The organism is Streptomyces genisteinicus, assembly GCF_014489615.1.
GTDB lineage: Bacteria > Actinomycetota > Actinomycetes > Streptomycetales > Streptomycetaceae > Streptomyces > Streptomyces genisteinicus.
In genome coordinates, this window is the sequence record NZ_CP060825.1 from 3157412 (window position 1) to 3176124 (window position 18713).

An 18713-nucleotide genomic window follows, 5' to 3' on the forward strand; every position below is an offset into this window, starting at 1 on the left:
TGCGGTGACCGGTGGTCGGTGGTGGAACGAGTGCGGGCGGACGGCCGGGGCCGCCTGCGCGTCCGCGGCGGCCCGCCGGCCGCGGCGGCTCAGACGTCGAGCTGGTCGGCCACCGCGCGCAGCAGACCGGCGATCTTCTTGCCCTGGGTCTTCTCCGGGTAGCGGCCGCGCTCCAGCATCGGCGTGATGTTCTCCAGCAGCGTCGTCAGGTCCTGCACGATGGAGGCCAGCTCGTCCGGCTTGCGGCGCTGGGCCGCCGCCACCGACGGGGTCGGGTCGAGCAGGGTCACCGAGAGCGCCTGGTCGCCGCGCTGTCCGGCGACGACGCCGAACTCGACTCGCTGGCCGGGCTTGAGCACGTCGACCCCGGACGGGAGCACTGAGGAGTGGACGAAGACGTCACCGCCGTCGTCGCGGGAGAGAAAGCCGAAGCCCTTCTCGCTGTTGAACCACTTGACCTTGCCGGTAGGCACGTCTGTCCTCGTCCTCGTACTCGTGGGGCGCTGGGGGCACCGCATGTCGGGCGCCGAAAAACGGCTCTGGATAGCACTACAGCGGGTCGCCTGACCCGCCACCCCCAAGGCTAATGGTCCAGAGGCCGGTGACAAGACGTCCTCGACCGGTTCCTACGCGCAAGGGAATACCCTGGCCGAATGACTGCTACTCCTCAGGCCACGGCACCCGCACCGGGCGACGGACTGGTGCGCGTCGGCGCGATCGTCTTCATCGTCGGGGCGGTGGCCACACTGGTCACCGTGGCCCCGCTGTTCCTGGGAACGGAACCGTTTCCCTCGATCGCGTACGCCGTGTGCATGCTGATGGGCGTCGGGTTCGTGATCGCCGCGGCGGGCGTGCTGCGCTCGATCGCCGCCCAGCGGCGACAGGCCGGATCCGGTCGTTCCTGACCCGGCCTCCGCCGCACCTCGCCCGCCGCGGCCCCGTGCGCCGAGGTGACGCCCCCGCCCCGCCGCCCCCAGGAGCCACCGCGCTCAGGACTCGGCGCGCTCAGGACCCGGCGCGGAGATGACCGTCCAGCCATGCCGGGAACGCGGTGAGGTCGGCGAGGACCACGTCGGCGCCGGCCTCGCGCAGGGTGGCGGCGTCGCAGGGGCCGGTGGGCACCCCGACCGAGAGCGCGCCCGCGGCCAGCGCGCCCCGGACGTCGCCCACGTGGTCGCCGACGTACACGCCCGCGCCGTGCTCGCGCAGCGCCTCCGCCTTGGCCTCCGCCCACAGCCAGCCGATCGTCTCGTCCGGCTCGATGCCGAGGTGTTCGAGGTGGAGCTCGGCGTTCGGCTCGTGCTTGGCCGTGACGACGATCGCCCGGCCCCCGGCGGCCCGCACCGCGTCGACTGCCTCCCGCGCCCCGGGCATCGCGAGCGTCGGCTCGATGGCGTACTCCGGGTAGAGCTCCCGGTAGCGGTCGCTCATCTCCTGGATCCGCTCGTCCGGGAACCAGTGCGCCAACTCCTGCTCCAGGGGCGGCCCGAGACGCGTGACCGCCAGATCGGCGTCTATCCGCACCCCGGTCTCGGCGGACAGCGCCCGATAGGCGGCGTGGATGCCGGGGCGCGAGTCGATGAGCGTCATGTCGAGGTCGAAGCCGACGGTGAGAGGGGCGGCGGCGGGGTGTGTGGTCATGGCACCCATTGTGCGGGGAGGTGTCCGCGGCGCGGGAGGGCGCCGCGGACGGGGCCGCCGGGCCGGGCGGGCGGCCCTCCCGCGGGGCGTCGCCCCCGTACCGCCCGGGGCACGGCTCCGTCAGGGATCGCGGCGGGCGCGCCAGAGGAGGAAGAGGGCGGACGCCACCGCGGCGCCCTTCAGGACCCACGGCCACGTCTGAGTCAGCGCGTCGCGCATCGCGCCCTCCGGGACCGCCTCCCCCCAGCGTCCGTTCACCCGGCCCCACAGCCACAGCAGGCCGCCCGCCACCGCCGCGCCGGGGAGGACGAGGAGGGCGACCTTGGTCTGCGCCGCGTTCAGACGGCGTGAGCCGTACGCGATGAGCCAGCCGCCGGCCAGCGGGATGAAGGACCCGAGGACCGCCCCGGCGAGGAGGAGCACCGCGCCCAGCAGGAGCAGCGGATGCCCCAGCCGCCGTCCGGCCCCCGGCAGGACCTCCGCCCGGCGGCGCAGCCGCGGCCGCCACCGCCGGGTCCGCCCCGCGGGGACCGCCTCCGCGGCACCGGGGTCTGTCTCGGCGTCCGCGTCCCCTTCCCCGTCCGGCGCGTCGCGCTCGTCGTCCTCGCGCGGCGGGCGCAGTATCTCCGGGATCTCGACGCCTCCCGTGAAGCCCGCGACCCGGTCACCCGGGCCGAACGGGCCGGGGTCGATCCGCCACCAGTCCGGTTCCGAGCCGGAGGGGCCGAGTTCGTCCGTGCCCGCGAGGTGCGGGGGCGAGGCGGCCGGGGGCGCCGGCGGGGCGTCGGGCGTACGGGGACGGGGTGCCCGGAACCGCAGCCGCTGGCGCGGCACCGGCGGCCCCGGCGCGTCGCCGGCCGCCTCCCCGCGCGCGTCGACGGCCCCCTCGGCGGGGCGGTCGGCGGGGCGGTGCACCGGCTCCGCGGGGGCGGTCGGCGGGGCGCCGCCGCCCTCCTCCGCGGCCGCCGCCACGACCTCGTCGGGTGTGCCGAGCCGTCCGAGGATGCGGCGGACGCCGGCGGGCGTGTTCCCCCCGGTCCTGGTCCGCTGCCGGTCGATCTCGCCCCGGAGCGAGGTCACCAGGCGCATGCGCGACCCGGACGGGAGCTGAGCCTGCTGGGCCAGGTCGCCGACCCGGCTCAGATAGTCGAAGACGAGCTGGTCGCTCTCGATCCCCACGGGCGTTCCCCTGCTGTTCCCGGCGTGGCACCGGTCGGCCCGGCGCGACGCCGCCGGTGTGCGCGACGAGGGCGGCCGGGGCCGCCCTGCCCCCGACGGTAGCGTTCCAGCGGCTACCGTGGGGCGGATGGGGACGATGCCCGATTCACGTGGCGGCTCGCACGCCGACCGTACGGCGCCGCGCACGCTCGCGGAGGCGCTGCGCGCCCGCGCCGACGAGGAGCTGGCCGCGCTGCTGCGCGCACGCCCCGATCTGCTGAGCCCGGTACCGAACGACGTCACCCAGCTCGCCACCCGGGCCGGCACCAGGGCGTCCGTGGTGCGCGCGCTGGAGCGGCTCGACCGGTTCGCGCTCCAGACCGCGGAGGCGCTGGCCGTGGCGTCCGACCCGGCCCCGTACGAGGAACTGCTCGGGCTGCTGACCGGCGACGAACCGGTCCCCGCGATCGCCGCGGCGCTTCCGGACGCGCTCGGCGAACTGCGGCGCCAGGCCCTGGTGTGGGGCGAGGACGACCGGCTCCGGCTGGTGCGCACCGCCCGGGAGCTGCTCGCGCCGCAGCCGACCCGCCCCTCGCCCACCGGCCTCGGACCGACCGTGGCGGAGGCGACGGCCGGCATGTCGCCGGGCAGGCTCCAGGAGATCGTCTCGGCGCTCGGCCTGCCGCCGACCCATGACCCCGTGTCGGCGGTGGCCGCGCTGACCGCGCTGTTCACGGACCGGGAGCGGATGGCGCGGCTGCTGGACACGGCGCCGTCCGAGGCGCTGTCGGTGCTGGACCGGCTGGTCTGGGGCCCGCCGTACGGCGAGGTGACCGCGTCCCCCGCGCCGCCCGTGCGGTGGCTGCGGGACCACGGGCTCCTGCTGCCCGCGTCGCCGCGGACGGTGGTGCTGCCGCGCGAGGCGGCGCTCCATCTGCGGGCGGGCCGCGCGCACCGCACCCCGGAACCGGCGCCGCCCGCGGTGCTGGTGGCGGCCGAGCGCCGCCCACAGGCTGTGGACGGCGCGGCGGCCGGACAGGCGCACACCGCCCTGTCGACCGTCGAGGACCTGCTGAAGGACTGGCACGAGGGCGGTCCGGCGGTGCTGCGCGCCGGGGGCCTGTCCGTACGGGACCTGAAGCGCACCGCCGCGGCGCTCGACACCACCGAGCAGCTCGCCGCCTTCTGGCTCGAACTCGCCTACGCGGCGGGCCTGCTGGCCTCGGACGGCGAGGCGGACGAACGGTACGCCCCGACGCCCGCGTACGACGACTGGCTGGAGCTGCCGGCCGCCGAACGGTGGGCGGTGCTGGCGACCGCCTGGCTGGCCGCGACCCGCACCCCGGGCCTGGTCGGCGGCCAGGACGCCAAGGGCCGCACCCTCTCGGCGCTCGGCCCGGAGCTGGACCGCTCGGCGGCCCCGGAGGTGCGCCACCGGGTGCTCGCGCTGATGGCGTCCCTGCCCGAGGGCGCCGCTCCCGACGCGCGCTCGCTCCAGGACCGGCTGCGCTGGGAGCGGCCGCTGCGCGGTGACGCCCAGGGCACCGGCGCGCGGGACCTGCGGGCGCGGCTGGCGGAGTGGACGCTGGCCGAGGCCGAACTCCTCGGCGTGACGGGCCGCGGCGCGCTGGCGGCACCCGCGCGGGCACTCGCCGGTCTCGGCGGGCCTGGTACCGGCGGCGGGTCGGGCGCGGGTTCCGGTTCCGGTACGGGCGGCGGGTCGGGCGCAGGTTCGGGTACGGGCACGGGCGCAGGGGGCGGCGCCGTGACCGCCACAGCCGACGCGCGCCGGGCGCACGCCGTCGCCCTGCTGACGCCGCTGCTGCCCGAACCGCTCGACCACGTCCTGCTCCAGGCGGACCTCACGGCCGTCGCGCCGGGCCCGCTGGAGCGCCCGCTGGCCGAGACCCTCTCCGTCCTCGCGGACGTCGAGTCGAAGGGCGGCGCGACGGTCTACCGCTTCACCCCCGGCTCGGTGCGCCGGGCGCTGGACGCCGGCCGGAGCGCGTCCGACCTGCACGCCTTCCTCACCGCCCACTCCCGCACACCGGTGCCGCAGCCGCTCAGCTACCTGATCGACGACGTCGCCCGCCGGCACGGCCATCTCCGCGTCGGCGCCGCCTCCGCCTACGTGCGGTGCGACGACGAGACCGTGCTCGGGGAGATCCTCGCGGACAGGCGCTCCCAGGGGCTGGGCCTGCGCCGGCTCGCGCCCACGGTGCTCGCCGCCCGCACGGACCCGGCGGCGCTGCTGGAGGCGCTGCGCTCCCTCGGTTACGCCCCCGCCGCCGAGTCGGCCGAGGGCGATGTGCTGATCACCCGCGCCCACGCCCGGCGTACGCCCCCCAGGACGGCTCCGGTGCCCGTCCCGGACGGGCCCCCGCTGCCCGACGGGACGCTGCTGGGCGCGGCGGTGAAGGCGATCCGGGCCGGTGACCTGGCGGCCACGGTCGAACGCAGACCGGCAGGCACGCCGGCCGGCACGCCGTCGGCGGCCGACGGCGAACTGCCGCGCACCACGGCCGCCGAGACCCTGGCGACCGTCCAGGCCGCCGCCCTGACCGGTTCCGCGCTGTGGATCGGCTACGTGAACGCGGACGGCGCGGCCAGCCAGCGGGTGATCGCCCCGGTGCGGGTGGAGGGCGGCTTCGTGACGGGGTACGACCACACCGCGGACGAGGTCCGCACCTATCCGCTGCACCGCATCACGGGCGTCGCCGAGCTGGTGGAGGACTGACGGCCGGTCCCGGACAGGCCCGAACGGTCCCGGACGGTCCCGGACGGTCCTCCCGCGGTCTCAGCGGAGCTGCCGCCGGAGCAGGTTCCGGTCCGGCTTGCCGACGGCGGTCAGCGGGATGGTCCCGGCGAACCGCACGCTGTGGGGTGCGTGGTCGCCGCCCTTGCGATCGGCGACGAAGGTGTGGAGTTCGTCGGCGGTGAGCCGGTGGCCCGGCGCGGTGACGACGACGGCGTGGATCCGCTGGACCGCCTCCTTGTCGTGGACGCCGACGACCGCGCACCGGGCCACTCCGGGGTGGGTGAGCAGCAGTTCCTCGATCTCGCGGGGGGAGACCTGCCGGCCGGCCAGGGTGAGGAGATCGGTGCCGCGGTCGGTGAGGAAGAGGTAGCCGCGGTCGTCGAGGTAGCCGACGTCCCCGGTGCGGACCCACCCGTCCCTGAGCACGCGGTCGGTGAGCTCCGGCTGCTTCCAGTAGCCGCTCATCATGGCGGGGGTGCGGGCGTGGATCTCGCCCTCCGTGCCGGCCGCCACCGCTTCGCCCCGGTCGTCGCGGACGACGATCTCGACACCGGGCATGGGGCGGCCCACGGTGATCTGTCCATGACGGCCCGTCACCTCGTGCTCGTCCGCGTGCACCTCGGTGAGGCCGAGGGTCTCGGTCTGCCCGTACCAGCCGTGGAGCACCGGTCCGAGGACCTCGGCGGCCTGCCGCAGTCTCGCCGCCGAGGCGGGGCTGCCGCCGTAGGTGACGCGGCGGAGCGAGGACACGTCGGTGGTGGGGAGCGCGGGGTGGTCCAGCAGCTGGTGCAGCAGGGGCGGCAGGAGCCACAGGTGGGTGATCCGCTCCCGCTCGACGGCGCGGAGCACCTCGCCGGGTTCGAAGGAGCGCTGCAGGACGACCGATCCGCCGTCGAGGAACGCCAGGTCGCAGCAGAGCCCGGCGACATGGCTGAGAGGAGTGGAGACCAGATGGCGGGGCGGCGGGCCGGCGGGTTCGCGCAGGTGATCGAGGCTGCGGAGGTAGGGGCCGTGCCTCATCTGAAGGCCCTTGGGAACGCCCGTGGTGCCTCCGGTGTGGCGGATGCACCAGTCGTCGTCGGGGCCGGCCGGCGAGGGGAAGGGCGACGCGTCGAGACCGGCGGACGCGGCGACCACGTCGTCGCCGTGGCGTCCCGGGCCCAGGGTCCCCGCCTCGGGGACCCGGACGAGCGGCAGCAGCCGGTCGAGGTCCCCGCCCCTGGTGGAGTCGGCCAGGAGCAGCCGTGGCCCGACGCTCTCCACGATGTGGGCGAGCGTCCCGGCGGGCAGGCGCTCGTAGAGGTGGACCACGCGGGCGCCGGCCAGATTCGCCGCGTACCGGGCGTACAGCGCCTCGGGGGTGTTGCCCGTGAGCAGGCAGACGGTCTGCCCGGGACCGATGCCGCGGCCGGTCAGCCACCGGGCGAGCCGGCAGGTGGCCGCGAGGAAGGCCCCGGCGGTGAGCCGCCGGCCGTCGACAGCCGTCACCGCCGGCCGCCCGGGCTCGTGCGCGAGGGTGTCGAGGATCTGCTCGGCGTAGCTGACGAAGGGACGGGGGTCCGCCGCCGTCCGCGCGTCGGTCATGGTCGTCTCCGGTGGTGAGTGGGTGGCGGCGGGGATGCGGGGGTGCGGTGGCCGGCCGGGGCGGCGGCCGGTGCGCCCCGGGCCGGCCGCGGCGGTCGGTGCGTCGGCGGCTCTCCCCGGGATCGGGAGGGTGTCCGCTACAGGGCCCCGGTCCCGGCGGGGAGGGGCTGCCTCTCCAGCGGGGTGGTGTAGGGCAGGTCGTGCAGGGGGCGGTCGGTGAAGAAGCGCGCCACGAGGTCGGCGAACTCCCGGGGCCGTTCCAGGACGGGCAGATGGCCGGCCTCGCGGATCATCGTGAACACGGCGCCCTCGATGGTGGCGGCCGCCTCGCGCCCCAGACCGGGGCAGGTCAGCGGATCGTGCTCGCCGGTGAAGCAGAGCGCCGGAACTCCCCCGATGCCGCCCGGCCGCAGCCCCTTCCACTCGATCAGACGGAGCGTCGAGGCGATGTGCCGCGGGATCTCGTCGGGCGTCACCGCCCCCATGACCAGGGTGAGCAGCTTCGTGACCGATGGACGGTTGCGGATCCTGCGGTCGGCCGGGGGCACCAGTGCGGCGACGATCAGCCGGGCGTAGGCCTCCGTGTCGCCGGCCTCCAGCGCGTCCACCAGGGCGCGCAGGGCCCGGAGCCCGGCGTCCGGATACCGCGGGGCGACACCGAACAGGGCCATGCGGGCCACCCGCTCGGGCCGCTCCTGGGCCACGCCGTAGACGACGGGCGCGCCGTACGAGGCACCGAACAGGTTGGCCCTGGCCAGGCCCAGACCGTCCAGGAGGTGGATCAGGACGTCGGAGAGGAATTCGAAGCCGTGGGAGGCGGGCAGCGCGTCGGCCGCTCCGGAGCCGGGCAGTTCCACGTTGATCAGCGTCGACGAGGCGGCCCACGGCCCCTCCAGCCGCCGGAAGGCGTGCATGTCCTGGAAGGCGCCCCCGACGACGACGATCGGCTCGGTCAGCGGTGCGGGGTTCTCCACGATCCGGCAGCGGTAGCCGAAGCCGTCGTAGGTGAAGCGGCGCACCTGGTCAGCGTTCATGATCGGCTAACCGGCGAAACCGGTGCCAGGTCACACCGGCGACGGCCCGGCACCGGAACGGCGCACGCGGGGGTGGCGCCGCCCGGCCCCGCGGGAGGCGATCGTGCGGCACACTGGAGGTTTGGCCTCGTCGAAGGCTCGAACCGAAAGGGCGCAGGCGTGAACGGTCCCCTCATCGTCCAGAGCGACAAGACGCTACTCCTCGAAGTCGACCACGAACTGGCCGACGCCTGCCGCCGGGTCATCGCGCCCTTCGCCGAACTGGAGCGCGCCCCCGAGCACATCCACACCTACCGGGTCACTCCGCTCGGTCTGTGGAACGCGCGGGCCGCCGGGCACGACGCCGAGCAGGTGGTGGACGCGCTGGTCGAGTACTCGCGCTACCCCGTGCCGCACGCGCTGCTCGTCGACATCGCCGAGACGATGGCCCGCTACGGCCGCCTCACGCTCAGCAAGCACCCCACCCACGGGCTCGTCCTCACCACCACCGACCGCCCGGTGCTGGAGGAGATCCTGCGGTCCAAGAAGATCCAGCCGCTGGTCGGCACCCGGATCGACCCGGACACGGTGGCCGTGCACCCCTCCGAGCGGGGGCAGATCAAGCAGACGCTGCTGAAGCTGGGCTGGCCCGCCGAGGACCTGGCCGGCTACGTGGACGGCGAGGCCCACCGCATCGACCTGGCCGAGGACGGCTGGGCGCTGCGCCCGTACCAGACCCAGGCCGTGGAGGGCTTCTGGCACGGCGGTTCGGGTGTCGTCGTCCTGCCGTGCGGCGCGGGCAAGACCCTCGTGGGCGCGGGCGCGATGGCGCAGGCGAAGGCGACGACGCTGATCCTCGTCACCAACACCGTCTCGGCCCGGCAGTGGAAGCACGAGCTGGTGAAGCGGACGACGCTCACCGAGGACGAGATCGGCGAGTACAGCGGCACGAAGAAGGAGATCCGCCCGGTCACCATCGCCACCTACCAGGTGCTGACGACCCGGCGGAAGGGCGTCTACCCGCACCTGGAGCTCTTCGACTCCCGTGACTGGGGCCTGATCGTCTACGACGAGGTGCATCTGCTGCCCGCGCCGGTGTTCAAGTTCACCGCCGACCTCCAGGCGCGGCGGCGGCTCGGCCTGACCGCGACGCTGGTGCGCGAGGACGGCCGGGAGTCGGACGTCTTCTCGCTGATCGGCCCCAAGCGCTTCGACGCCCCGTGGAAGGAGATCGAGGCGCAGGGCTACATCGCGCCCGCGGACTGCGTCGAGGTCCGGGTCAACCTCACCGACTCGGAGCGCCTCGCGTACGCGACGGCCGAGACGGAGGAGAAGTACCGCTTCTGCGCGACGACGGCGACCAAGCGGAAGGTGACCGAGCGGCTGGTGCGCAAGCACGCGGGCCAGCAGATCCTCGTCATCGGCCAGTACATCGACCAGCTCGACGAGCTCGGTGAGCACCTGGACGCCCCGGTCATCAAGGGCGAGACGCCGAACTCGCAGCGCGAGAAGCTGTTCGACGCGTTCCGCAACGGCGAGATCAGCGTGCTGGTGGTGTCCAAGGTCGCGAACTTCTCGATCGACCTGCCGGAGGCCACGATCGCCATCCAGGTCTCCGGCACCTTCGGGTCCCGCCAGGAGGAGGCCCAGCGGCTGGGGCGGGTGCTGCGTCCGAAGGCGGACGGGCACAAGGCGCACTTCTACTCGGTGGTCGCCCGCGACACGATCGACCAGGACTTCGCCGCCCACCGGCAGCGGTTCCTGGCGGAGCAGGGCTACGCGTACCGGATCGTCGACGCGGACGATCTGCTGGCGGACTCGGGCGAACCGGCCTGACGCGCGGGCCTGCGGCGCCGCGGCCCCGGGCGGGGTCAGCGGCGGCGCACGCCCGCCTCCTGCGCGTACTCGCCGAGAACCGCCACCGAGAACACGGTCTCGGCGAAGACCTTGACCGCGCGCAGCGCGTTGCCGACGCGGTGGCGGGGGTGGGAGACGCTTCCGGTGGCGGTGGCACCGCGGTGCGGGGCGCCGCCGGAGGCCGGGGTGCCTGGGGTGAAGGTCGCTGTGCTCATGTCTCCATGGTGGCTCTTCTCACCCGTACGGAGCATCGGCCCGTGGACCGAACCGCGGGTGGTGCCGCGTACGACTCGGGACAGACGCCGCCCCCGCCGGGTCCCTATCAGGGAGGAGGCGCGACCCCGAGTCCCCCCGGGGCCGCCCGGATGCCCGGCTGCCCGGCTGCCCGGCCGCCCGCGGAAAACCGTTCGCGCGGCTCCGGGGCGCTGACTACAATCGCGAGCTTGCCCCGGCCGCGGCCGGGGCCTCTCCCGCCTCCCGCCGAGGAGCGCCGCCGCCCGGACGGAAACCGGCCGGTCCGCCTTGTTCGTGATCACGAAGCACCCAGTCCGGAGGCAACCCGTGCCCGCGCACGTCCCCGCACCCCCGACGCCGGCCTCCGCCGCGTCCTCCCCCGACCCGCAGCCCGACGGCGGTCCGCTCGGCCGTGAACGCGCGCATCTGGCGGCCTCCCGGTCGGCACTGCGTGCGATGCGCGAGGACGTCCAGTCGCTCGACATCAAGGACGTCACCGCGAACTGGGTCAACGCGGCGGTGCTGGAGGCGCAGATCGGCGAACGGGTCCGGGCGCTGGCCGATCTCGCGCACACGCCCCTGTTCTTCGGCCGCCTCGACTACCTCCACACCGCCCAGGAGGGCCAGAGCTTCTACATCGGGCGCCGCCATGTGCACGACGCCGAGGGCGACCCGATGGTCGTCGACTGGCGCGCTCCCGTCTCGCAGCCGTTCTACCGGGCCTCCCGCAAGGACCCCCTGGACGTGGGGCTGCGGCGGCGCTTCGGCTACACGGGCGGGGAGCTCACCGCGTACGAGGACGAGCACCTGACCGATCCCGCGGAGGCCGAACAGACCTCGAAGCTGCTCCAGGCGGAGATCGAACGGCCGCGCGTGGGACCCATGCGGGACATCGTGGCGACCATCCAGCCCGAGCAGGACGAGATCGTCCGCAGCGGGCTGTCCGGCTCGGTCTGCGTGCAGGGCGGTCCGGGCACCGGGAAGACGGCCGTGGGCCTGCACCGGGTGGCGTACCTGCTCTACGCGCACCGGGAGCGCCTGGCCCGCACGGGCACGCTGGTCATCGGGCCGAACCGGTCCTTCCTGCACTACATCGAGCAGGTCCTGCCCGCCCTCGGCGAGCTGGAGGTGAAGCAGGCCACCGTCGACGACCTGGTCGCCCACGTCGAGGTGCGCGGCGCGGACGGTGCGGCGGCCGCGGTCGTGAAGGGCGACGCCAGGATGGCGCAGGTCCTGCGGCGGGCGGTCCGCTCGCACGTGACGCTGCCGGCCGAGCCGGTGGTGGTCGTCCGGGGGTCGCGGCGCTGGCGGATTCCCGCGTACGAACTGGAGGAGATCGTCCGCGAGTTGCTGGACCGGGACATCCGCTACGGCGCCGCACGCGAGGCGCTGCCGCAGCGGATCGCGCACGCCGTGCTGGTGCGCATGGAGCAGTCCGGCGAGGCGCCCGACGACCGCGTGCAGGACGCGGTGGCCCGCAACACGGCGGTCAAGGCGGCGGTGAAGGCGATCTGGCCGCCGGTCGACCCGGCGAAGCTGGTGCTCCGGCTGCTGTCGGACGCCGGCTTCCTCGCGGCGCACGCGGAGGGCGTCCTCGACGCCGGCGAGCAGGCCGCGATCCTGATGGCGAAGCCGCCGCGGAGCGTGAAGTCGGCGCAGTGGTCGGCGGCGGACGCGGTGCTGATCGACGAGGCGAACGACCTGGTGCAGCGCACGCATTCGCTGGGCCACGTCGTGCTCGACGAGGCGCAGGACCTCTCCCCCATGCAGTACCGCGCGGTGGGGCGCCGGTGCTCGACCGGTTCGGCGACGGTTCTCGGCGACCTGGCGCAGGGCACGACGCCGTGGGCGACGGGCTCGTGGGCCCAGGCGCTGGAGCACCTGGGGAAGCCGGAGGCCGTGGTCGAGGAGCTGACCGCGGGTTTCCGCGTCCCGCGTGAGGTGATCGCCTACGCCTCCCGTCTGCTGCCGCACATGTCTCCCGGGCTGGCGCCGGTCTCCTCGGTGCGCGAGAACCCCGGCTCGCTGACGGTCGACGCGGTCGGCGGGGCGGCGGAGCTGGACGCGGCCGTCGTCGCGGCGTGCGCGGCGTCGCTCCGCCGCGAGGGTTCGACCGGTTTGATCGCGGCGGACGGCCGGATCGCGGCGCTGGCGGCGGCGCTCACCGCCGCGGGCATGCCGTACCTCGCCCCGGGCGAGGAGACGACGGCCGAGTCCCGTCTGACGCTGGTGCCCGCGTCCCTGGCGAAGGGCCTGGAGTACGACTACGTGGTCCTCGACGAGCCGGCCGCGGTCGTGGCGGGGGAACCCGACGAGCGCACCGGCCTCCGCCGTCTCTACGTGGCCCTGACGAGGGCGGTCTCCGGCCTCGCCGTCCTCCACGCGGCACCGCTGCCCGTACAGCTCGCCTGAGGGCGGTGCGCGGCCGCCGCCGCGGGCGCCGGTGACGCGGCCACCGCCCGCGCCCGGCGGTCGCACCCCGCGGTGCCGCGCCCGGAGGGAGAGCGGCGCGGGGCGACGAGGCCGCGCGGGCACCGGGGCGTGGACGTGGATGTGCCGGAGGGGAGGGCCCGACACGTCTTCGGCCGGTACATCCGTCGCACATCCGCCGCCCGCCCGGCCCTGGGGTGCGGCCGGCCGGCTGCGCGGGAAGGGCTCGGCGCACGCCTGCGAGCGAGCCCACCAGCGGATGGGCTCGGTGCACGCCGGCGGAGCGCCGGCGGAACGGCCGCCACCCGTCCCCGCAGGCGCGCACGTCTGCGGGGACACCAGCGGAACGGCCCCCGGGGCCGCGGACCCGCAGCCCGCACGCCGGCTCACACGGCAGGCGCGCCCGGACCGGGAGGAACGGCCCCCGGGCGGACCGGCGGTCCGGTCGCGTCCCGCCCCGGACGTCCCCCCGGCACGCACGCCGCCCGCCCGAGGGCTACGCGTCGAGGGCCTCGCGCCAGGCGCGGACCGCGTCGGCGCAGACGGGGGCGGACCAGCCGGAGGGGCGGGCGGCGCCGCCGATGTGGAAGGCGGTGAGGCCGGCCCGGCGCAGTCCGGGAACGTGCTCCAGGCGGAGGCCGCCGCCGACCAGCAGGGTCGGCTCGTAGCCCGGATCGTCGTGCCGCGCGGCCTCGGCGACCAGCGTCGGCAGCCCGTCGTCGACTCCGGCCGGGGAGCCGGCCGTCAGGTACGTGTCCAGGCCGGGGACGTCCGCGAGCTGCTTGCGCAGCGCGTCGCGGTCGGCGGCCCGGTCGATGGCGCGGTGGAACGTCCAGTGGCAGCCGTCGAGGACGGCGACCAGGCGCTCGACGGTGACCAGGTCGGGCAGACCGTGGTCGTCGAGGAATCCGAGGACGAACTCGTCCGCTCCCGCGTCCCGCAGTTCCGACGCGGTGCGCACGAGCGTGTCGACGTCGCCGGGACCGCCGGCGGCGAATCCGTCGGTGAGGCGGAGCATCACGCGCAGCGGGATGTCCACGGCGGCGCGGATGCCGCGGAAGGTCGCGGTCGGCGGGGTCAGGCCGTCGGCCGCCATGTCGGTGACCAGTTCCAGGCGGTCGGCTCCCCCGGCCCGGGCGGCGACCGCGTCCTCCGCGTCGAGGGCGATCACCTCAAGGAGTGCACGGTTGCTCATGGGGCCCATTCCTCCAGGAAGTACGGCTGACGGTGCGGCGCGGCTCCGGTGCGAGCCCGCCCGACAGGTCTAGTCCAATGTCCACCCTAATGCCCATCGGCCTCCCAGGCAGCAGTGCGCGGCCTCCTCACCCCTCGGATTCCCCGTCGATGCTTGCGCCATATACAGGGAGGGGGTATACAAGAGGTGCAAGATACCCCCAGGGGGTATCCTCGCAGTAGGATTCGAGACCGACGAAGGAGCACCGGAGATGCCGACCGCAGCCGCACACCCGGCCACCAGCGAAGCCCGCGAGGTAGAGCTCGCCATCGGCGGCATGACGTGTGCCTCCTGCGCGGCCCGCATCGAGAAGAAGCTCAACCGCATGGACGGCGTCGAGGCCACCGTCAACTACGCGACCGAGAAGGCGAAGGTCTCCTTCGCCGACGGCGTCGACGTGGCGGATCTCATCGCGACCGTCGAGAAGACCGGCTACTCCGCCCACGAGCCCGCCCCCGTGCGCCCCGCACAGGACCAGGACGGCGGGAGTCCCGCCGAGGAGCCGGACGAGCTCACGCCCCTGCGGCAGCGCCTGGTCACCGCCGTCGTCCTCTCCGTGCCCGTGATCGCGATGGCCATGGTCCCGGCGTTCCAGTTCGAGTACTGGCAGTGGCTGAGCCTCACCCTCGCGGCCCCCGTCGTCACCTACGCGGCCTGGCCCTTCCACCGCGCCGCCTTCACCAACGCCCGCCACGGCGCCGCCACCATGGACACCCTGATCTCCGTCGGCACCTCGGCGGCCTTCCTGTGGTCCCTGTGGGCGCTCTTCTTCGGCACCGCCGGCACCCCGGGCATGACCCACCCCTTCGAGTTCACCGTCGCCCGCAGCGACGGCGCCGGGAACATCTACCTGGAGGCCGCGGCCGGCGTCACCGCGTTCATCCTGGCCGGGCGCTGGTTCGAGGCGCGCTCCAAGCGCAAGGCGGGAGCGGCCCTGCGGGCGCTGCTGGAACTCGGCGCGAAGGAGGTCACCGTCCTGCGCGGCGGCCGCGAGGTGACCGTCCCGACGTCCGAGCTCACGGTCGGGACGCGCTTCCTGGTCCGCCCCGGCGAGAAGATCGCCACCGACGGCACCGTCGTCGAGGGGTCCTCCGCGATCGACGCGTCGATGCTGACCGGGGAGTCCGTGCCCGTGGAGGTCTCCGTGGGCGACACCGTCACCGGCGCCACCCTGAACGCCGGCGGCCGGCTCGTCGTCGAGGCCACCCGCGTCGGCTCCGACACCCAGCTCGCCCGGATGGCCAAGCTCGTCGAGGACGCGCAGAACGGCAAGGCCGCCGCCCAGCGCCTCGCCGACCGGATCTCGGCCGTCTTCGTCCCCGTCGTCATCGGCCTCGCCCTCGCGACCCTCGGCTTCTGGCTCGGCAACGGCTCCGGGCTGACCGCCGCGTTCACCGCCGCCGTCGCCGTCCTGATCATCGCCTGCCCCTGCGCCCTGGGACTGGCCACCCCGACCGCGCTGATGGTCGGCACCGGGCGCGGCGCCCAGCTCGGCATCCTGATCAAGGGACCCGAGGTGCTGGAGACCACCCGCGCCGTCGACACGATCGTGCTCGACAAGACCGGCACCGTCACCACCGGCCGGATGACCCTGCTCGCCGTCCGCACCGCCGAGGGCGTCACCGAGGACGAGGTGCTGCGCCTGGCCGGCGCGCTGGAGAACGCCTCGGAGCACCCCGTCGCCCGGGCCGTCGCCGCCGGAGCCGCCGAGCGCGTCGGCACCCTGCCCGCCCCCGAGGACTTCGCCAACGTGCCCGGCCTCGGCGTGCAGGGCGTCGTCGAGGGGCACGCGGTGCTCGTCGGGCGGGAGAAGCTGCTCGGGGACTGGGCGATGGAGCTCACCCCGGAGCTCGCCGCCGCCAAGCAGGAGGCGGAGCGCGCCGGGCGGACCGCGATCGCCGTCGCCTGGGACGGCGAGGCCCGCGCCGTCCTGGAGGTCGCCGACGCCGTCAAGGACACCAGCGCCGAAGCCGTCCGCAGGCTGCGCGCCCTCGGGCTCACCCCGATCCTGCTCACCGGCGACAACCGGACCGTCGCGGAGGCGGTCGCCGCGGAGGTCGGCATCGACGAGGTGGTCGCGGAGGTCATGCCCGAGGACAAGGTGGACGTCGTCCGCCGCCTCCAGTCCGAGGGACGCAGCGTCGCCATGGTCGGCGACGGGGTCAACGACGCCGCCGCGCTCGCCACCGCCGACCTCGGGCTCGCGATGGGCACCGGCACCGACGCCGCGATCGAGGCGGGCGACCTGACGCTGGTCCGCGGCGACCTGAACGCCGCCGCCGACGCGATCCGGCTCTCCCGCCGCACCCTCGGCACCATCCGGACCAACCTCTTCTGGGCCTTCGCCTACAACGTGGCGGCGCTGCCGCTGGCCGCGGCGGGCCTGCTGAACCCGATGATCGCGGGGGCGGCGATGGCGTTCTCCTCGGTGTTCGTCGTCGGGAACTCGCTGCGCCTGCGGGGCTTCCGCCCGACGGGCTGAGAGCCGCAGCCGCCCCACCCGCCGACCGAGGCGCCTCCCTCCCGGGGGGGGGCGCCTCCGTCACGGGGCGCCTTCACGGGGGCGCCTCCGTTTCACCGAGGACCCGGCCCGTCCGGCGAGGACGCGGCCCGTCCGGCGATCGAGGACACGGCCGCAGGCCGAGCCCCCGCTCCGGCGGGGCTGGAAGGCTCCCGAGGCCCCCGCACCCCGCTGAGCCGCCCCCCGTCGGCGGCACAATGGGCGCATGCCCGCCCTCCCCGCGCACCCCGCCCACGACGCCCTCCGCACGCGCTGGCGCACCACCCTGCTCGACGCCCTCGACGTGGGCGGCACGGGCCGGCCCGGGCACCCCGGCCCCGACCCCGACCCCGACCCCGACCACCGGTACGCCGATTCGCTGCTCGCCCGCTGGGCCGAACTGCAGCGGCGCTACCACACCACCGACCACCTGCTCGCGGTCCTCGACCGGATCGACGAGATCGCGGACCATGCCCACGACCCCGCGGCCGTCCGCCTCGCGGCCTGGTTCCACGACGCCGTCTACCTGCCGGACCGCTCCGAGAACGAGGAGCGCTCCGCCCGCCTGGCCGAGCGGGCGCTCGCCGAGCTGGGCGTCGACGAGCGGCGCACCGCCGAGGTCGCCCGGCTGGTCCGGCTCACCGTCACCCACGACCCCGCTCCCGGCGACGCCGACGGCGAGGTCCTCTGCGACGCCGACCTCGCGATCCTCGCCGCGCCCCCGCAGGCGTACGCCGCCTACGCGGCCGCCGTGCGGGAGGAGTACGCCTTCGTGCCCGAGGAGGCGTTCCGCGACGGCCGGGCGGCGGTGCTGCGACAGCTCCTCGCCCTGCCCGCGCTGTTCCGGACGCCGTACGGGCGCGAGCAGTGGGAGCGGGCCGCGCGGCACAACCTCACCGTCGAGCTGGAGCTGCTGGCCGCATCGTGAGACGGCCCGGCGCCGGGGAATGACAGGTACGACGACGTCGTTGGCACCTGTCATGCCCGATCCTTCCGCACGACCCGCCGGCGCCCGCATGCCGCTCGCCGTCTACATCCTCGGCCTGTCCGTCTTCGCACTCGGGACCAGCGAGTTCATGCTCTCGGGGCTGCTGGAGCCGATCGCCGAGGACATGGACGTGTCCATCCCGAGCGCCGGGCTGCTGATCTCCGCGTTCGCCATCGGCATGGTGGTGGGCGCCCCGCTGCTCGCCGTCGCGACGCTGCGGCTCCCGCGCAAGACCACGCTCGTCGCGCTGATCACCGTGTTCGGTGCGGGGCAGGTCGCGGGTGCGCTGGCACCGACGTACGAGGTCCTCTTCGCCTCCCGCGTCATCAGCGCTCTCGCCTGCGCCGGCTTCTGGGCCGTGGGCGCGGCCGTCGCCATCGCCATGGTGCCGACGACCTCGCGGGCCCGGGCGCTGGCCGTGATGATCGGCGGGCTGTCGATCGCCAACGTGCTGGGCGTGCCGGCGGGCGCCTTCCTCGGCGAGCACCTGGGCTGGCGCTCGGCGTTCTGGGCGGTGGGCGCGGCGTCCGCGGTCGCCCTCGTCGGCGTGGCGGCGCTGATCCCGCGCATCCCGCTGCCCGAGCGGCGGCCGCGGCTGAAGGGCGAGCTGTCGATCTACCGCGACCGGCAGGTGTGGCTGTCGATCGCCGTGACCGCGCTCGCGGCGGGCGGCGTGTTCTGCGCGTTCTCGTATCTGGCGCCGCTGCTCACCGATGTGGCCGGGCTCCCGGACGGGTGGGTCCCGACGGTGCTGGCGCTGTTCGGGCTCGGCGCGCTGGTCGGCACGACTGTCGGCGGGCGGGTGGCGGACGCCCACCTCTTCGGCGTGCTGCTCTCCGGCACCGCCGCCTCCACCGTGCTGCTGGTCGCGCTCGCGCTCCTCGCCTCCAGCCCGGTGGCGGTGATCGTGCTGTCGTTCCTGCTCGGCGTCTCCGCGTTCTACACGGCGCCCGCGCTCAACGCGCGGATGTTCAACGTGGCGGGTGCCGCCCCGACGCTGGCCGGCGCGACGACGACGGCGGCGTTCAACCTGGGCAACACGGGCGGCCCGTGGCTGGGCGGCACGGTGATCGACGCGGGGCTCGGTTTCGCGTCGACCGCCTGGGCGGGGGCGGGGATGACGCTGGTGGCGATCGTGCTGGTCGCCGTCTCCCTTCGGCTGCACAGCCGCTCCCGCGTGGTGACGGGTTCCAAGGGAGCCCTGTCACCCGCCGAGGCGGCCTCGCCCGTGTCCCTCCGCTCCACCGACTGACCCGGCCCCGGCCGCATCCGGCCTCGCACGGGGCGCCTCCCGAGGCCGCCGGGCCGCAGGGGGA

Annotated in this window: 14 protein-coding genes; 7 read left to right on the forward strand and 7 right to left on the reverse strand. The window is 75.2% G+C overall.

The features are described 5' to 3' along the window. Window positions 1-89: 89 nt before the first annotated feature. Window positions 90-473: a cold-shock protein gene (locus IAG43_RS34960; protein WP_018847073.1), complete on the reverse strand. Its 384-nt coding sequence runs from the start codon at window positions 471-473 to the stop codon at window positions 90-92. A gap of 180 nt (window positions 474-653) precedes the next feature. On the opposite strand from IAG43_RS34960, the gene IAG43_RS13730 reads away from it, so the two are divergent. Continuing rightward, window positions 654-905 (forward strand): hypothetical protein, encoded by a 252-nt coding sequence (locus tag IAG43_RS13730; RefSeq protein ID WP_187741038.1) that lies wholly within the window; start codon window positions 654-656, stop codon window positions 903-905. A 100-nt stretch (window positions 906-1005) separates the two neighbouring features. On the opposite strand, the gene IAG43_RS13735 is transcribed toward IAG43_RS13730, so the two are convergent. Further along, on the reverse strand, window positions 1006-1641 hold the full coding sequence (locus IAG43_RS13735; RefSeq protein ID WP_187741039.1) for an HAD family hydrolase: 636 nt from the start codon (window positions 1639-1641) through the stop codon (window positions 1006-1008). Between the two features lie 120 nt (window positions 1642-1761). Continuing rightward, entirely contained in the window at window positions 1762-2820 is a 1059-nt protein-coding gene (locus IAG43_RS13740) for a hypothetical protein (protein ID WP_187741040.1), read from the reverse strand. A 127-nt stretch (window positions 2821-2947) separates the two neighbouring features. On the opposite strand from IAG43_RS13740, the gene IAG43_RS13745 reads away from it, so the two are divergent. Next, window positions 2948-5536, forward strand: a complete 2589-nt coding sequence (locus IAG43_RS13745) for a helicase-associated domain-containing protein (protein WP_425508597.1) — start codon at window positions 2948-2950, stop codon at window positions 5534-5536. Between the two features lie 60 nt (window positions 5537-5596). On the opposite strand, the gene IAG43_RS13750 is transcribed toward IAG43_RS13745, so the two are convergent. Next, window positions 5597-7141, reverse strand: coding sequence for a class I adenylate-forming enzyme family protein (locus IAG43_RS13750; RefSeq protein WP_187741042.1), 1545 nt, complete (start codon window positions 7139-7141; stop codon window positions 5597-5599). Between the two features lie 137 nt (window positions 7142-7278). Next, a complete protein-coding gene (locus tag IAG43_RS13755; protein WP_187741043.1) occupies window positions 7279-8175 on the reverse strand; it encodes an alpha/beta fold hydrolase in 897 nt (298 codons plus the stop codon). Window positions 8176-8334: 159 nt separating this feature from the next. Between IAG43_RS13755 and IAG43_RS13760 the strand changes: the two genes are divergently transcribed. Beyond that, window positions 8335-9990 (forward strand): DNA repair helicase XPB, encoded by a 1656-nt coding sequence (locus IAG43_RS13760; RefSeq protein WP_187741044.1) that lies wholly within the window; start codon window positions 8335-8337, stop codon window positions 9988-9990. A gap of 35 nt (window positions 9991-10025) precedes the next feature. On the opposite strand, the gene IAG43_RS13765 is transcribed toward IAG43_RS13760, so the two are convergent. After that, window positions 10026-10226, reverse strand: coding sequence for a hypothetical protein (locus IAG43_RS13765; protein ID WP_187741045.1), 201 nt, complete (start codon window positions 10224-10226; stop codon window positions 10026-10028). Window positions 10227-10572: 346 nt separating this feature from the next. Between IAG43_RS13765 and IAG43_RS13770 the strand changes: the two genes are divergently transcribed. Next, complete coding sequence (locus IAG43_RS13770; RefSeq protein ID WP_425508598.1) at window positions 10573-12657, forward strand: HelD family protein; 2085 nt, start codon at window positions 10573-10575, stop codon at window positions 12655-12657. A 514-nt stretch (window positions 12658-13171) separates the two neighbouring features. Here IAG43_RS13770 and IAG43_RS13775 read toward each other — a convergent pair. Continuing rightward, a complete protein-coding gene (locus IAG43_RS13775) occupies window positions 13172-13870 on the reverse strand; it encodes a copper homeostasis protein CutC (protein ID WP_187741046.1) in 699 nt (232 codons plus the stop codon). A 250-nt stretch (window positions 13871-14120) separates the two neighbouring features. Between IAG43_RS13775 and IAG43_RS13780 the strand changes: the two genes are divergently transcribed. From IAG43_RS13780 to IAG43_RS13790, 3 genes are all read left to right on the forward strand, one after another. Further along, the gene (locus tag IAG43_RS13780; protein WP_187741047.1) at window positions 14121-16391 is read left to right on the forward strand and encodes a heavy metal translocating P-type ATPase; all 2271 of its coding nucleotides are present in this window, start codon (window positions 14121-14123) and stop codon (window positions 16389-16391) included. Window positions 16392-16635: 244 nt separating this feature from the next. Continuing rightward, window positions 16636-17337, forward strand: coding sequence for an HD domain-containing protein (locus IAG43_RS13785; RefSeq protein ID WP_187741048.1), 702 nt, complete (start codon window positions 16636-16638; stop codon window positions 17335-17337). 88 nt (window positions 17338-17425) lie between these two features. Beyond that, window positions 17426-18649, forward strand: coding sequence for a Cmx/CmrA family chloramphenicol efflux MFS transporter (locus tag IAG43_RS13790; protein ID WP_187744447.1), 1224 nt, complete (start codon window positions 17426-17428; stop codon window positions 18647-18649). Window positions 18650-18713 lie beyond the last annotated feature (64 nt).

Coding starts and splice junctions, on each gene's coding strand:
- IAG43_RS13730 (WP_187741038.1), top strand. CDS start 654: ATGACTGCTACTCCTCAGGCCACGGCACCCGCACCGGGCGACGGACTG.
- IAG43_RS13735 (WP_187741039.1), bottom strand. CDS start 1,641: ATGACCACACACCCCGCCGCCGCCCCTCTCACCGTCGGCTTCGACCTC.
- IAG43_RS13745 (WP_425508597.1), top strand. CDS start 2,948: ATGGGGACGATGCCCGATTCACGTGGCGGCTCGCACGCCGACCGTACG.
- IAG43_RS13750 (WP_187741042.1), bottom strand. CDS start 7,141: ATGACCGACGCGCGGACGGCGGCGGACCCCCGTCCCTTCGTCAGCTAC.
- IAG43_RS13755 (WP_187741043.1), bottom strand. CDS start 8,175: ATGAACGCTGACCAGGTGCGCCGCTTCACCTACGACGGCTTCGGCTAC.
- IAG43_RS13765 (WP_187741045.1), bottom strand. CDS start 10,226: ATGAGCACAGCGACCTTCACCCCAGGCACCCCGGCCTCCGGCGGCGCC.
- IAG43_RS13775 (WP_187741046.1), bottom strand. CDS start 13,870: ATGAGCAACCGTGCACTCCTTGAGGTGATCGCCCTCGACGCGGAGGAC.
- IAG43_RS13780 (WP_187741047.1), top strand. CDS start 14,121: ATGCCGACCGCAGCCGCACACCCGGCCACCAGCGAAGCCCGCGAGGTA.
- IAG43_RS13785 (WP_187741048.1), top strand. CDS start 16,636: ATGCCCGCCCTCCCCGCGCACCCCGCCCACGACGCCCTCCGCACGCGC.
- IAG43_RS13790 (WP_187744447.1), top strand. CDS start 17,426: ATGCCGCTCGCCGTCTACATCCTCGGCCTGTCCGTCTTCGCACTCGGG.